Source organism: Streptomyces sp. JH14 (genome assembly GCF_029428675.1).
Classification (GTDB): domain Bacteria; phylum Actinomycetota; class Actinomycetes; order Streptomycetales; family Streptomycetaceae; genus Streptomyces.
On record NZ_JAJNEL010000001.1, the window covers coordinates 2,676,535 to 2,689,526 of the forward strand.

Annotated in this window: 14 protein-coding genes; 5 read left to right on the forward strand and 9 right to left on the reverse strand. The window is 71.3% G+C overall.

Annotation, left to right across the window (positions count from 1 at the left end; all coding sequences use genetic code 11):
- Positions 1-15 precede the first annotated feature (15 nt).
- From LRD69_RS11920 to LRD69_RS11935, 4 genes are all read right to left on the reverse strand, one after another.
- The gene (locus tag LRD69_RS11920; RefSeq protein WP_277329700.1) at positions 16-933 is read right to left on the reverse strand and encodes a hypothetical protein; all 918 of its coding nucleotides are present in this window, start codon (positions 931-933) and stop codon (positions 16-18) included.
- Between the two features lie 121 nt (positions 934-1,054).
- Positions 1,055-1,717: a peptidase gene (locus tag LRD69_RS11925; RefSeq protein WP_277326549.1), complete on the reverse strand. Its 663-nt coding sequence runs from the start codon at positions 1,715-1,717 to the stop codon at positions 1,055-1,057.
- Between the two features lie 188 nt (positions 1,718-1,905).
- Positions 1,906-2,409: an ATP-binding protein gene (locus LRD69_RS11930; protein WP_277326550.1), complete on the reverse strand. Its 504-nt coding sequence runs from the start codon at positions 2,407-2,409 to the stop codon at positions 1,906-1,908.
- Between the two features lie 209 nt (positions 2,410-2,618).
- Positions 2,619-2,987 (reverse strand): STAS domain-containing protein, encoded by a 369-nt coding sequence (locus LRD69_RS11935; RefSeq protein WP_277326551.1) that lies wholly within the window; start codon positions 2,985-2,987, stop codon positions 2,619-2,621.
- A 306-nt stretch (positions 2,988-3,293) separates the two neighbouring features.
- Between LRD69_RS11935 and LRD69_RS11940 the strand changes: the two genes are divergently transcribed.
- Positions 3,294-4,271 (forward strand): RNA polymerase sigma factor SigF, encoded by a 978-nt coding sequence (locus tag LRD69_RS11940; RefSeq protein WP_277329701.1) that lies wholly within the window; start codon positions 3,294-3,296, stop codon positions 4,269-4,271.
- Positions 4,272-4,370: 99 nt separating this feature from the next.
- On the opposite strand, the gene hutI is transcribed toward LRD69_RS11940, so the two are convergent.
- From hutI to hutU, 4 genes are all read right to left on the reverse strand, one after another.
- Positions 4,371-5,543 (reverse strand): imidazolonepropionase, encoded by a 1,173-nt coding sequence (gene hutI / locus LRD69_RS11945; protein WP_277326552.1) that lies wholly within the window; start codon positions 5,541-5,543, stop codon positions 4,371-4,373.
- Between the two features lie 32 nt (positions 5,544-5,575).
- The gene (locus LRD69_RS11950; protein ID WP_277329702.1) at positions 5,576-6,934 is read right to left on the reverse strand and encodes a formimidoylglutamate deiminase; all 1,359 of its coding nucleotides are present in this window, start codon (positions 6,932-6,934) and stop codon (positions 5,576-5,578) included.
- Between the two features lie 20 nt (positions 6,935-6,954).
- On the reverse strand, positions 6,955-8,175 hold the full coding sequence (locus LRD69_RS11955) for an allantoate amidohydrolase (protein WP_277326553.1): 1,221 nt from the start codon (positions 8,173-8,175) through the stop codon (positions 6,955-6,957).
- Positions 8,176-8,249: 74 nt separating this feature from the next.
- Positions 8,250-9,911, reverse strand: coding sequence for a urocanate hydratase (gene hutU, locus LRD69_RS11960; RefSeq protein ID WP_277326554.1), 1,662 nt, complete (start codon positions 9,909-9,911; stop codon positions 8,250-8,252).
- 266 nt (positions 9,912-10,177) lie between these two features.
- Between hutU and LRD69_RS11965 the strand changes: the two genes are divergently transcribed.
- From LRD69_RS11965 to LRD69_RS11980, 4 genes are all read left to right on the forward strand, one after another.
- Positions 10,178-10,606 carry a hypothetical protein gene (locus LRD69_RS11965; protein ID WP_277326555.1) on the forward strand — a complete coding sequence of 143 codons (429 nt, stop codon included), beginning with the start codon at positions 10,178-10,180 and terminating at the stop codon, positions 10,604-10,606.
- 86 nt (positions 10,607-10,692) lie between these two features.
- Positions 10,693-11,436, forward strand: coding sequence for a helix-turn-helix domain-containing protein (locus LRD69_RS11970; protein WP_277329703.1), 744 nt, complete (start codon positions 10,693-10,695; stop codon positions 11,434-11,436).
- A gap of 38 nt (positions 11,437-11,474) precedes the next feature.
- On the forward strand, positions 11,475-11,942 hold the full coding sequence (locus LRD69_RS11975; RefSeq protein ID WP_277326556.1) for a roadblock/LC7 domain-containing protein: 468 nt from the start codon (positions 11,475-11,477) through the stop codon (positions 11,940-11,942).
- Positions 11,943-12,020: 78 nt separating this feature from the next.
- Positions 12,021-12,395, forward strand: a complete 375-nt coding sequence (locus LRD69_RS11980) for a hypothetical protein (RefSeq protein WP_277326557.1) — start codon at positions 12,021-12,023, stop codon at positions 12,393-12,395.
- A 16-nt stretch (positions 12,396-12,411) separates the two neighbouring features.
- Here the strand turns inward: LRD69_RS11980 and LRD69_RS11985 are convergent, their stop codons facing one another.
- Positions 12,412-12,975 (reverse strand): hypothetical protein, encoded by a 564-nt coding sequence (locus tag LRD69_RS11985; RefSeq protein ID WP_277326558.1) that lies wholly within the window; start codon positions 12,973-12,975, stop codon positions 12,412-12,414.
- Positions 12,976-12,992: the final 17 nt, after the last annotated feature.

A 12,992-nucleotide genomic window follows, 5' to 3' on the forward strand; every position in this document is an offset into this window, starting at 1 on the left:
CTCCGGTGTGTCCTCTCACGTGTCCGCTCCCGCCTGCACCAAGTGCCTTTCGTCCGACGTGGATCGCGATCGCGGGCTCGCGTCGCCCGGCGGTCGCCGCTGTCTGTGCCCGAGCCGGTACCCGTACGCGCCGAAGGCGGTCGCGGCGAGGACCAGCAGTGCGCCGCCGGTGACCGGCGCCCAGGGGACGAAGACCGCTGAGGCCACCGCCTCGCTGTGCACGCCGCCCTCGGCGCTGACCCGCAGCCGTACGGTGACGGAGTCGAGTGCGGGGACGTCCCGCCACGGTTCGGTGAGCTTCACCCGCTGTCCGGGCAGCAGTTCCACCGGCAGGGTCCGGGCCTCGCGCCGCAGCAGCGTGCCGAACACCCCGTCCGCGCCGACGGCGAGGCGCGGGGCGAGGGCGGTGTTGCCGCGGTTGACGAGGGTGTAGTGGATGGTCCGGCCGGACACGGTGACGTCCTCGACGGTGAGCGCGGCCAGGGCCGGCCCGCCGACCCGCAGATGGACGCGGACGCCGACCGAACGGCCGGCGCTCTCGGCGACGATCGCGCCGGGGTGGTCGCCGGGCACCGCCGTCATCGGCACGGTGACGGAGAACGGCACGTCGGCACGGGTACGGGCGGGCACGGTCACCCTGTCCGCCGCGAGCCGCAGCCAGGCACCGGCTCCGGTGGAGTTCTTCGATCCCCGTACGGCGAAGTCGCCGTCCCCGGCGTTGTACGCGTCGGCTCCGCGCAGCCGTACGGTGACCGGGGTGCGGCCCGGGTTGATGACGGCGAGCCGGTCCTGCAGCACGGTGCCGGGCGCGCCCTCCAGGTAGAAGTACGGTCTGCCGTCGTCCTTGCCGGTCCCGGCGCCGCCCGCGGCGGGCCGAGCCGTCCAGTCCGCGGCGCTGTCGGTCCGTCCGGCGGCACCGGCCACCGGGGTCATGACGAACGCACACAGCAGAAGGGCGAGGACGGCTCGGGCGGCGTGACCGGTCAACGACGTCATGGGCAGGGCTCCCTGGTGCGTACGTGCGGTGCGCGGATGCGGCCGGGACGGTTCGGGCTCAGCCCGTGGCCCGCTGCCCGCGCCGGGTCAGCCACAGCACTCCGGCCGCGCCGGTCAGCAGCACCGTGCCGCCGAGCATCCCGAGGGCCGTCGCGGAGTCGAGCGGACCGGTCTTCGGCAGTTGGCCGCCGTCCGATGAGCTCTGCACGCCGCCCCCCGCCGTCACGTCGAGCTCCAGCGACGGCTTGGGGCTGTTGCCCGGGGTGCAGGTCGTGGTCGTGCCGAGCGCCTTGATGGTGAGCACCCCGGCGGTGAAGGTGACCTTGCCGCTCTTCTTCGGGGTGTACGTGCCCGTCAAGTCACTGATTTTGATGGGGGTGTTGGCCGGGACGGCCGCGGCGTTCGCCGGTCCCGAGACCCGGACCTGGCCCGATTCGGCGCCGCCCAGCAGGATCACCGCACTGGGGTTCATGGCGCCCTTGCCCAGTTCTACGGGGCTGGACGAGACACCCTTCTGGAAGGACATCGTGAGCGTGTAGCCGTTGCCGCTCTTGACGCCCTTGATATCGATGGGCGACACGGCGCTCTTGTCGCCGATCGGGGTCTTGCACTTGTAGTCGACGTCCACGACCGTGGCGTGTGCGGCGGGCGCGGCCAGCAGCACCAACGAGCCGGCCAGCGCGGACGCCAGCGCGAGAGCTGTTCGCTTCGGGTACGACACCTCGAGTTCCCCTCATGCCGGTAGTCGCCGCACGACGCATCACATCGCCGCAAGTTACTGACGACACATCAGATCGGGCGCTCAAGGTACGCCTGGGGCCTTGTGGAGGGAAGACAAAGAGCGCGCCGATCGGGCACGCTCCTGCGGGACGCGAAGTCAGGTGTCCGGAGCCGGAGCCGGGTCCCTGACTACGCGGGGGCGGCCAGCTCCGCCCAGACAGTCTTGCCCGGTTCGCCGGGCACACGCAGGACCCCCCAGTCCAGGCAGAGCCGTTGCACGATGAACATGCCGTGCCCGCCGGGCCGCCCCGCGCGGTGCGGGGTGCGCGGGGTGGGCTGTCCGGCACCGCCGTCGAGAACCTCCACCCGCAGCACCTTCGAGGTGCAGGCGATGCGCAGCTCCTCGGGCCCTTCCGCGTGCAGGCAGGCGTTGGTGACCAGTTCGGAGACGACCAGCAGGACGTCCTCGGCGGCCGCGCGGCGGTCGGCGGTCGACGCGGGCAGCCAGCCCCATTCATGGAGGGCCTGGCGGGCGAAATCACGGGCCGCCGGCACGATGCCGCTGACCTGCCGCAGCGGCAGCGTGCGCCACTGCCGCTCGACCGGCTCGCCCGAGGGCACGCCGACGCCGTCGCCCGCCCCCTCCGGCTCGCGGCCGAGGTCGCCCGGCGGATGCTGCCGGGTGGTGCTCATCAGCGCTTCACCTCACCGATTCACCATGTCGCCATTGAACAGATACACATACAGATGCGGGCACCGACCGGATACGAAGCCCAGGGGACGCCCGGCACCGGCCGGGTTCTCTTCTGCCCGGCCGAATCGTGACAACACCCACTTCGCCTGCGCGGTTCGCGTGACTCGGGCAACACCCGGGCCGCCCGGTGTCATGAAACACGCCACGATCAGGCGTCCAGAGCCTCTTCCAGGGAGTCGTGGACAGTGAAGACCGCCTCGGCCCCGGTGATCTCGAAGACCCTCGCCACCACCGGCAGCATTCCGGCCAAATGGACCCCTCCCCCGGCCGCCTCCGCCTTGAGACGGGCACCGAGCAGCACATTGAGCCCGGTGGAATCACAGAACTCGAGTCGCGAACAGTCGACCACCAGGCGCACGCGCCCTTGCTCGACCGCGCTCTCCAGAGGCTCACGGAGCAGATCGGCGGTGTGGTGATCGAGCTCACCCACCGGCGTCACGACCTCACTGCGCCCCTCGGTCCGGGTCTCGACCTGAAGTCGACCCCGGTTCGCACTGCCGACCGTCCGGCGGTCCATGCCTGTCCCTCTTCACCGTTCGTCACTGCCTGCGTCGCCGCACGCCTCACTGACTGTCACTGCGCATGCGGTTGCGTGTGCAGCTGTCGCTGACGTTCGTAAAACAGTACGCGTTCCGTACGCCACGCGGTAGCCAAAGACCCCAACAAACCGGACATTTACTCTCAATTAGTGGTTGTAACTCACCGTCGGAAGCGGGTAAGGGTAGGAGGACACCCGAAACACGGCCGGCTTTGGAGGCGCCGCTTCACCGCAGGAACACGTATGGGCATCGGCAGCCATATGCCGAGAACGATGGAGGAGACCATGTCACCCCGGCTCGACGAACCGCGTACCCACGTCGCGACGTCGGCATGTCCTCAGGGACTGACCGAATCAGACTCCCCTGCCACGGCCGCTGTCCCGGGCCAGCGCAGCAGCACACGCAACACCGGCAGCACCAGCAGTGACACCGGCAGGACCGGAAGCACCGGCGAAGGACTGCAGGGACTTCCCGAGATCCCGCCGTATTCCGAAGTGGGTCCGCTGGACGCCAGAGCGCTGTCGAAGACGCTCTTCGCCCGGCTCGAGTCCCTCGAAGAGGGCACCCACGAGTACGCGTACGTACGCAACACGCTCGTCGAACTGAACCTGGCACTGGTCAAGTTCGCCGCCTCCCGGTTCCGCTCGCGCAGCGAACCGATGGAGGACATCGTCCAGGTCGGCACGATCGGCCTGATCAAGGCGATCGACCGGTTCGAGCTGAGCAGGGGCGTCGAGTTCCCCACGTTCGCGATGCCGACCATCATCGGCGAGATCAAGCGGTTCTTCCGCGACACCAGTTGGTCCGTGCGCGTCCCGCGCCGACTGCAGGAGTTGCGGCTCGACCTGGCCAAGGCGGGCGACGAACTCGCCCAGCGGCTCGACCGGGCGCCCACGGTGAGTGAACTCGCCGAGCGCCTCGGTCTCACCGACGACGAGGTCGTCGAAGGCATGGCGGCGAGCAACGCGTACACCGCGAGCTCGCTCGACGCCAAGCCGGAGGCGGACGACGCCGAGGGCGCGCTGGCCGACCGGATCGGCTACGAGGACCACGGACTCGAAGGCATCGAGTACGTCGAGTCCCTGAAGCCGCTGATCGCCTCGCTGCCCGCACGCGACCGGAAGATCCTCTCGCTCCGCTTCGTCGCCAATATGACGCAGTCGGAGATCGGTGAGGAACTCGGCATCTCCCAGATGCATGTCTCGCGGCTGCTCTCCCGGACACTGAACAGGCTCAGGAAGGGCCTGACGCTGGAGGAGTGACGCCCCGGCACGTTCCGCGCCCTCGCGCGACCTCATGCGGAAGGACCTGCCCCGGCAACGGGCAGGTCCTTCCGCATGATTGAGGTGCCGTCCGCGCGGTCAGAGCGTGCGTTCGCCGCGCTGCCAGACCGCCTGCACCAGGGGAACCCCCGGCCGGTAGGCGAGGTGGACATGGCTGGGGGCGTCGAGGAGCGCCAGGTCTGCGCGGGCGCCGGGGGTGATCCGGCCGATGTCCGTGCGGCGCAGGGCCGCGGCGCCGCCCGCGGTGGCGGACCAGACGGCCTCATCCGGGGTCATGCCCATGTCGCGGACGGCGAGTGCGACGCAGAAGGGCATGGAGGAGGTGAACGACGAGCCGGGGTTGCAGTCCGTCGAGAGCGCGACGGTGGCGCCCGCGTCGAGGAGGCGGCGGGCGTCGGGCCAGTTCGCGCGGGTGGAGAACTCGGCGCCGGGGAGCAGTGTGGCGACGGTGCTGCCCTGGGCGAGGGCGTCGACGTCCGCGTCGGTGAGGTGCGTGCAGTGGTCGGCGGAGGCGGCGTCCAGCTCGACGGCGAGCTGGACACCGGGGCCGTAGGTGAGCTGGTTGGCGTGGACCCGGGGATGCAGGCCCTTGGCCATGCCGGCGGTGAGGATCGCGCGGGCCTGGTCGCCGTCGAACGCACCCTTCTCGCAGAACACGTCGACCCAACGGGCGTACGGGGCACAGGCGTCGAGCATTGGTCCGGTGACCAGGTCGACGTATCCGGCGGGATCGTCGGCGTAGTCGGGGGACACGACGTGGGCGCCGAGGTAGGTGACCTCGTCGGTGTGCCGGGCGGCGATGCGCAGGGCGCGGGCCTCGTCCTCGACGGTGAGCCCGTAACCGGACTTGGTCTCGAACGTGGTGGTGCCCTGGCGGAGCGCCTCGCCGAGATAGCGGGCGACGTTGGCGGAGAGCTCGTCGTCGGTGGCCGCGCGGGTGGCGGCGACCGTGGTCCTGATGCCGCCCGCGGTGTAGGGGCGGCCCGACATCCGGGCGTTGAACTCCTGGGTTCGGTCGCCCGCGAAGAGAAGGTGGGAGTGGGAGTCGACGAACCCCGGAATCACCGCGCGGCCGCCCGCGTCGACGGCGTTGTCAGTGGCGGGTGCTTTGCTTGACTCACCGGTCCAGACGATGCGGTCGCCCTCGATGACGACGGCCGCGTCCAGGATCAGGCCCAGGGGGGAATTGTCACCGAGGGAGGGGTCGTTGGTGACCAGACTGGCGATGTTGGTGAGGGCGGTCGTCGTCATCGGGGGGCTGCTCTCCTTGCGGTGGTCCGGCGTCAGCCGTGCAGGGCTGAGATGGCCGAGGCGAGTGCTGCGGGGACGTCCTCGACGAGCGCGTGCTGCCCGTCGCGGACGATGTGCCGGCCTGCCACGACCGTATGGCGCACATCAGCGGCGGAGGCGGCGAATACGGCTGCCTCTGCTGCCAGTCGGGGCGCCGGTCCCGCTGTCCTGACGGAGTCCAGGGCGACGGTGGTGAAGTCGGCGAGGGCGCCCGGTTCGAGGGTGCCGGCGTCCGGGCGGCCGAGTGCGGCGTGCCCGTCGACGGTGGCGGCGCGCAGCAGCGCGGCTGCCGTCCAGTGACCGCGGGTCTGGGTGCGCAGGCGCTCGTTGAGCTCCATAGCGCGGGCCTCTTCGAAGAGGTCGATCACGGCGTGGCTGTCGCTGCCGAGGGAGAGCGGCGAGCCCGCACGCTGAAGGGCGACGGCGGGGCCGATCCCGTCGGCGAGATCGCGTTCGGTGGTCGGGCACATGCAGGTACCGGTGGCCGAGGCGCCGAGCAGTGCGATGTCCGCAGCGCTGAGGTGCGTGTTGTGGACGCCGGTGGTGCGTGCGCCGAGGACCCCGTGGTCGGCGAGCAGCCGGGTGGGGGAACAGCCGTGGGCGGCCTGGCAGGCCTCGTTCTCCGCGACCTGTTCGGAGAGGTGGACGTGGAGGGGCGCCTGCCGTTCCTCGGCCCATGCGGCCACGGTGGCGAGCTGCCCGGCGGGCACGGCGCGCACGGAGTGGACGGCCGCGCCGATCAGGGTGTGGCCGGTGCCCTTGAGGAGGGAGGCGCGTTCGGCCCAGGCCTCGGCGGTGGTGTCGGAGAATCGCAACTGGTGCTGGTCGGGCTGCTGGTACTGGCCGGCGCCCTGCCCGAAGCCGGCGGCGAGATAGGCGGTGTCCAGCAGGGTGATCCGGATGCCGGCCGCGTCGGCGGCGGCGATCAGGGCCTCGCCCATCGCGTTCGGGTTGCTGTACGGGGCTCCGCCCGGCGCGTGGTGCAGATAGTGGAACTCGCCGACCGAGGTGATGCCGGCCAGCGCCATCTCCGCGTACACGGCGCGGGCGAGGTCGTAGTACGACTCGGGGGTGAGCCGGGCCGAGACCTGGTACATGAGCTCGCGCCAGGTCCAGAAGGTGCCGGAGCCGACCTGGACCGTGGAGCGCAGGGCGCGGTGGAAGGCGTGCGAGTGGGTGTTGGCGAGACCGGGGAGGGTGAGCCCGCGCAGCACGGTGGCACCCGGCGGCGGGGCGTCGACGCCGGTACGGACACCGGCGATCCGCCCGTCGGCGACGTCCAGGGCCACGCCCGGCTCGACATGGGTGCCGAGCCAGGCGTGAGACAGCCAGAACGTCACGGTGTCGTGCATCTTCCCCGTCGCTGTCGTTGTCAGCTGCACGCGAGGCCTTCCAGTACATCGGCGAGTGCGATCACCCCGGCCGCGCAGTCGTCCTCGGCGGCGTATTCGGCCGGCGAGTGCGAGATCCCGGTGGGGTTCCGTACGAACAGCATGGCGGTAGGCACCGAAGCGGACAAAATACCCGCATCGTGCCCGGCTCCGGTTCCGAGGACGGGCACGGCGCGGCCCGCGTCGCCGCCGTTGTTGCCGCTGCCCGCGAGGATCTTGCCCAGTTCGTCGCGCAGGGTGTGCTGGAACTCCACGACGGGCGTGAAGGACTCCCGTACGACGTCGAGATCGATGCCCGCACGCTCGGCGTGCTCCCGGGCGGCCCGCTCGATGCCGGTGACGACGGCGTCGAGGGTGTCCTGGTCGGCGGCGCGCGAGTCGAGCCAGCCACGGACGAGGGAAGGGATGGCATTGACCCCGTTCGGCTCGACGGCGATCTTGCCGAAGGTGGCCAGAGCCCCGGCGAGCTGTGCCTCGCGGCGGGCGGCCAGCACGGTCTCGGCGTACGTGAGCATCGGGTCGCGCCGGTCGACGAGCCGGGTGGTGCCCGCGTGGTTGGCCTCGCCCCGGAAGTCGAACCGCCAGCGGCCGTGCGGCCAGATGGCGGAGGCGATGCCCACCGGGTCGCCGGTGAGGTCGAGGGAGCGCCCCTGTTCGACATGGAGCTCGACGAACGCACCGATGCGGGCCAGCCGTTCGGGGTCCGGGCCGATGGCGTCGGGGTCGTAGCCGGCCGCCTCCATGGCCTGCGGCAGCGTGATCCCGTCACCGTCGCGGAGCTGGTGCGCCTTCTCGACGGTCAGCTGCCCGGCGGCGAGCCGGGAGCCGACGCAGGCGAGCCCGAACCGGGCCCCCTCCTCGTCACCGAAGTTGGTGATGGCGAACGGCCGGGTGAACTCCGCTCCCCTGCGGCGGAGTTCGTCGAACGCGGCGAAGGAGGAGACCACGCCGAGCGGACCGTCGAAGGCGCCGCCGTCGGGCACGGAGTCGAGATGCGACCCGGTGACGACGGCGTCGTCACCGAGCGGATCCCCGAGCCACGCCCACTGGTTCCCGTTCCGGTCGGCCTCGTACACGAGCCCACGGGCTTCGGCCTGCGTCCGGAACCAGTCGCGGCAGTCACGGTCGGCAGCGGTCCAGGCGTACCGCCGGTAGCCACCGCTCCCGGCGTGCCGCCCGAGGGGAGCGAGCTCCTTCCACATGGTGTGGAAGGACGCCTGCGGGCGATCGTGCGCAGCGGAATGATCGGGTGCGACGGAACCCGTACCCGGCACCGTCACTGCCCGCCCTCGCTCATCGGCACCCGAACGCCCTTGTCCGCGGCGACGGACTCCGCGATGTCGTACCCCGCGTCGACGTGCCGGATGACGCCCATGCCCGGGTCGTTCGTCAGCACCCGGCGGATCTTCTCGCCCGCCAGCTTCGTGCCGTCGGCCACGGTCACCTGCCCCGCGTGGATGGAGCGCCCCATCCCGACTCCGCCACCGTGGTGGATGGAGACCCAGGAGGCACCGGACGCGACGTTGACCATGGCGTTCAGCAGCGGCCAGTCCGCGATCGCGTCGGACCCGTCGAGCATCGCCTCGGTCTCGCGGTACGGGGACGCCACCGAACCGCAGTCGAGGTGGTCGCGGCCGATCGCCAGCGGCGCGGCCAGCTCACCGCTCGCCACCATGTCGTTGAACCGCTCACCGGCGCGGTCCCGCTCGCCGTAGCCGAGCCAGCAGATCCGGGCGGGCAGTCCCTGGAAGTGGACGCGTTCGCCGGCCATCTTGATCCACCGGTGCAGCGACTCGTTCTCGGGGAAGAGTTCGAGCATCGCCTTGTCGGTCTTGTGGATGTCCGACGCCTCACCGGACAGCGCGGCCCAGCGGAACGGGCCCTTGCCCTCGCAGAACAGCGGCCGGATGTACGCGGGGACGAACCCGGGGAAGTCGAACGCCCGGTCGTAGCCCGCGAGCTGGGCCTCGCCGCGGATCGAGTTGCCGTAGTCGAAGACCTCGGCCCCGGCGTCCATGAAGCCGACCATCGCCTCGACGTGCTTGGCCATCGCCTCGCGCGCCCGCTGGGTGAAGTCGGCGGGCTTCTCGGCGGCGTACGAGGCCATGTCGTCGAAGTCGACGCCGATCGGCAGGTACGCCAGCGGGTCGTGCGCGCTGGTCTGGTCGGTGACGATGTCGATCGGGGCGCCCTCGGCGAGCATCCGGGGCAGCAGCTCCGCCGCGTTGCCGAGCAGCCCGATGGAAAGCGGCTTGCGCGCGTCGCGCGCCTCGACGGCGAGCTGGAGCGCGTGCTCCAGGGAGTCGGCGCGCACGTCCAGGTAGCGGTGCTCGATGCGGCGCTCGATGGCGCGCGGGTCGCAGTCGATGCAGATCGCGACGCCGTCGTTCATGGTCACGGCGAGCGGCTGGGCGCCGCCCATGCCGCCGAGTCCGGCGGTCAGGGTGATCGTGCCGGCCAGCGTCCCGTTGAACTTCTTCGCGGCGACGGCGGCGAACGTCTCGTACGTGCCCTGCAGGATGCCCTGCGTGCCGATGTAGATCCACGACCCGGCGGTCATCTGGCCGTACATGGTGAGCCCGAGCGCCTCCAGGCGGCGGAACTCCTCCCAGTTCGCCCAGTCGCCCACCAGGTTGGAGTTGGCGATCAGGACGCGCGGCGCCCACTCGTGGGTCTGCATGACACCGACCGGCCGCCCGGACTGGACGAGCATCGTCTCGTCCTGCTTGAGCGTCTGCAGCGTGCGCACCATCGCGTCGTACGAACGCCAGTCGCGGGCCGCCTTGCCCGTGCCGCCGTAGACGACGAGCTTGTCGGGGTGCTCGGCGACCTCGGGGTCGAGGTTGTTCTGGAGCATGCGCAGGGCGGCCTCCTGCTGCCATCCCAGGGCGCTCAGTTCCGTACCGCGCGGTGCCCGTACGGGGCGGGGTCCTGACATGGCAATGCCTCCTCGCGACTGTGATGCTTCTATTCACATCCTGTCGCCCTGAATACTTGTAGTCAACAGGCGCGCCCGAAAGACCTGCCACGGAGACGGGGAGCGGCATCGAACACGGACAGAACGCGACAGGAGCGACAACGGGGCCGACCGATTCCGACCGCCTTCCGCATGTACCAATGGAAAATGCCAGAACGCCCACCTGGCGCGAGCACGTTGCGTAGCCTCGGAGTCACAGCCGCACGTCCTGTCGGGAGGGAGTCCGCGTGCCCGGAATCGACGAGTGCCTGCTCGAGGTCATGAGGCTGCCCGGCGCCCGAGGCGCCGCGGTGGTCGACTGGACGAGCGGTCTCGCCCTAGGCACCATCGGCGACTCACCCAACGGCGACCACGAGGCTACCGCGGCCGAGACCGCCGAGGTGGCGCGCATGGCGGCGGAGCAGCCCGCGTTCGCCCTCTCCGCCCCGGAAACCTCAACAGGTCCAGGAGAGAGCCCTGTTGCCGAGAAGGACGCGGCCCCACCGGTGGAGGACGTCATCGTCACCACCCACACCGGCTACCACATCCTCCGATTCGTCGAAACGGCCTTCGACAGCAGTGTCTTCCTGCATCTGTGGCTCGACCGCTCCGACGGCAACCTGGCGCTCGCCCGAATACGGCTGAGCGAGATGGCGGAGCGGCTGGTCCTGGCATGAGCACCACCGCGCCCGAACGAACACTTCCCGACAGAACCCCTTCCGAGAGAGCCTCCCCTGTGAGAGCAGCCTCCGCCCTCTCCCCCATGCTCCAGCGCCTCGCCGCCGAGCGTGCCACCGGCGCCCTGATGCGCGACCGCGGCACGCTCTACCTCGCGGACGGCCAGGTCGTACACGCCGAAAGCCCTGCGACGCCGGGCATCGACATCCTGCTCACCACGAGCGGCACCGTGCACCGCGACGGCTGGTGGGACGCAGTCGCCCAGGCAGGCGCCGGGCAGCGGGTCGGCCGCTACCTCGTGGACAGCGGACGGATACCCGGCGGCGCACTGGAGCTCTGCCACTTAGGGGCGTTGTACGACGCCGCCTTCTTCGCCCTCGCACCCTCCCGGACCCCGGCCCGGTTCCGTTACGGGGTCTCGCACTGGATCGGTCCCGTGCGCCCCGTCCCCGTCGATGCCGTGCAGCGTGAGACGCTCCGGCGCCGGGAACTGCTGGACCGGATCTGGCCCCATGCGACGACCGACACCGCCCCGCTCGTCCGGGCGGCCCACCCCGTCGACGCCCCCGTCCCCTCCCGCCGGCGCCGCGTACTCGACCTGGTGGACGGCGTGCGTACGGCCTCCGACATCGCACAGCACCTGGGCCGCTCGGCCTTCCACATCCTCGTCGACCTGCGGCGGCTCACGGCGGCCGGGCTGGTCGAAGCGGTCCGGCAGACGGCGGCCCCGTCCGCCACCGCGCCCGGCCGGATCACGCTTCCCGAGGTCACGGCCGATCCCGACGTCGCCCTGCTGCGCCGGCTCAGAGACGCATTGGAGGCCCTGTGATTCGCGCGCTCAGACAGCGTGCCGGGAGGAGACAACTGATGGTTCCCGAGGCCGAGGTCCAGGACGTCCTGGCCGAACTCCAGCGGCTGCGGGCCCGGGTGCCGCTCCTCGCGGGCGCGCTCACGGCCAGCACCGACGGACTCGTCCTGGCCCAGGACACCCCGGGCGTGGAGGCGGAGGGCATCGCCGCACTCACCGCGGCCGCGCTCGGCGTCGCGCTCCGGATGACGGAGGCGACCGGCCGGGGCGGCTTCCGCGAACTGCTCGTACGAGGAGAGACCGGCTACGTCGCCACGTATGCGGCGGGCTCGTCCGCCGTCCTCACGCTCCTGGCCGAGGACCGGATCAACGTCGGCCGGCTCCACCTGGAAGGCCGCCGGACGAGCACCCGGATCGGCGAACTGGTCGATGCCGCACTGCAACGCATGCCGCAGCCCGCGCCCGCACCGCACGCGCCGCGCCCACGTACCCCGCCGCCCGGCGGCCCCCTCCCGCACCGCACGTAACGCCAGCCCTGTCCGCACCAGGGGCGCCAGATAACGGAGCCGGTCACCTCGGCCGGCAAGGAAAGGAAACGAGCACTCATGGCCAACACCGAAACGGCACTCAAGGAAGCAATGACGTCCATCGAGGGCACCCTCGGTGTCGCTCTCGTCGACTACACCAGCGGCATGGCGCTGGGCACACTCGGCGGCGGCAAGGACTTCAACCTGGACGTCGCGGCCGCGGGCAACACCGATGTCGTACGCGCCAAACTCCGCACCATGGAACACCTCGGCATCAAGGACGAGATCGAAGACATCCTGATCACGCTCGGCGCCCAGTACCACCTGATCCGGCTGCTCAAGGCGCGCGGCACCAACGGGCTCTTCCTCTACCTGGTGCTCGACGCCGGCCGCGCCAACCTGGCGATGGCCCGCCACCAGCTGAAGCGCATCGAAGCCGAGCTGGACGTCTGACCTCGGCAGGGCGCCCTCAGCGGCGCCGCGCCCCACCGGGCGCGGCGTCGCCCGCCACCGGTCCGGTCGTCCGGTAGGCCGCGACCTGCCTGCCCGCGGGCCGCCCCTTCGCCACCCAGTCGGTGCGCACCCAGTACAGGACGTCGTCCTTGCGCTCCCGCTGTCCGATCCGGACCGCCTTGAGCCAGAGCCCGGCCCCCGCGCCCGCAAGCATCAGCCCACCGGCCCCGGGCAGCAGGAACCCGCAGGCGACCGCCGCGAGAAACGCCCCCAGCAGCCACCACCGGTGCCCGCGCCGCCAGTTGCGTACGGTCACGGCCCGGTCCTGGAGGAAGTCGGTCCGCCCGGCCCGGGTGGCGGCCCCGGCCAGTGCCGCGTACCGCCGGCCCCGTACGAGCGCCACCGCGGCCGCGGTGACCAGAAAGAGCGCCGCTCCGGCGAGCAGTCCGATCCGCCGCCCGGTGAGCCCCGGGACGAGCACACCGACGGCGGCGGCCAGCAGCCCCGGCCACCACAGCGGTGCGGCTCCCGCCCGTACGATCACGGCCACCCTCGCCAGCGACTGCGCTCCGCGCCCCACGTCCGTACCCTTCTCGA

What these genes read in the sequence shown, in the direction of transcription:
- LRD69_RS11970 (WP_277329703.1), top strand. Translation starts at nt 10,693, where the DNA reads ATGCTCCAGCGCCTCGCCGCCGAGCGTGCCACCGGCGCCCTGATGCGC.
- hutU (WP_277326554.1), bottom strand. Translation starts at nt 9,911, where the DNA reads ATGTCAGGACCCCGCCCCGTACGGGCACCGCGCGGTACGGAACTGAGC.
- LRD69_RS11935 (WP_277326551.1), bottom strand. Translation starts at nt 2,987, where the DNA reads ATGGACCGCCGGACGGTCGGCAGTGCGAACCGGGGTCGACTTCAGGTC.
- LRD69_RS11955 (WP_277326553.1), bottom strand. Translation starts at nt 8,175, where the DNA reads ATGTGGAAGGAGCTCGCTCCCCTCGGGCGGCACGCCGGGAGCGGTGGC.
- LRD69_RS11950 (WP_277329702.1), bottom strand. Translation starts at nt 6,934, where the DNA reads ATGCACGACACCGTGACGTTCTGGCTGTCTCACGCCTGGCTCGGCACC.
- LRD69_RS11975 (WP_277326556.1), top strand. Translation starts at nt 11,475, where the DNA reads ATGGTTCCCGAGGCCGAGGTCCAGGACGTCCTGGCCGAACTCCAGCGG.
- LRD69_RS11920 (WP_277329700.1), bottom strand. Translation starts at nt 933, where the DNA reads ATGACCCCGGTGGCCGGTGCCGCCGGACGGACCGACAGCGCCGCGGAC.
- LRD69_RS11930 (WP_277326550.1), bottom strand. Translation starts at nt 2,409, where the DNA reads ATGAGCACCACCCGGCAGCATCCGCCGGGCGACCTCGGCCGCGAGCCG.
- LRD69_RS11940 (WP_277329701.1), top strand. Translation starts at nt 3,294, where the DNA reads ATGTCACCCCGGCTCGACGAACCGCGTACCCACGTCGCGACGTCGGCA.
- LRD69_RS11980 (WP_277326557.1), top strand. Translation starts at nt 12,021, where the DNA reads ATGGCCAACACCGAAACGGCACTCAAGGAAGCAATGACGTCCATCGAG.
- hutI (WP_277326552.1), bottom strand. Translation starts at nt 5,543, where the DNA reads ATGACGACGACCGCCCTCACCAACATCGCCAGTCTGGTCACCAACGAC.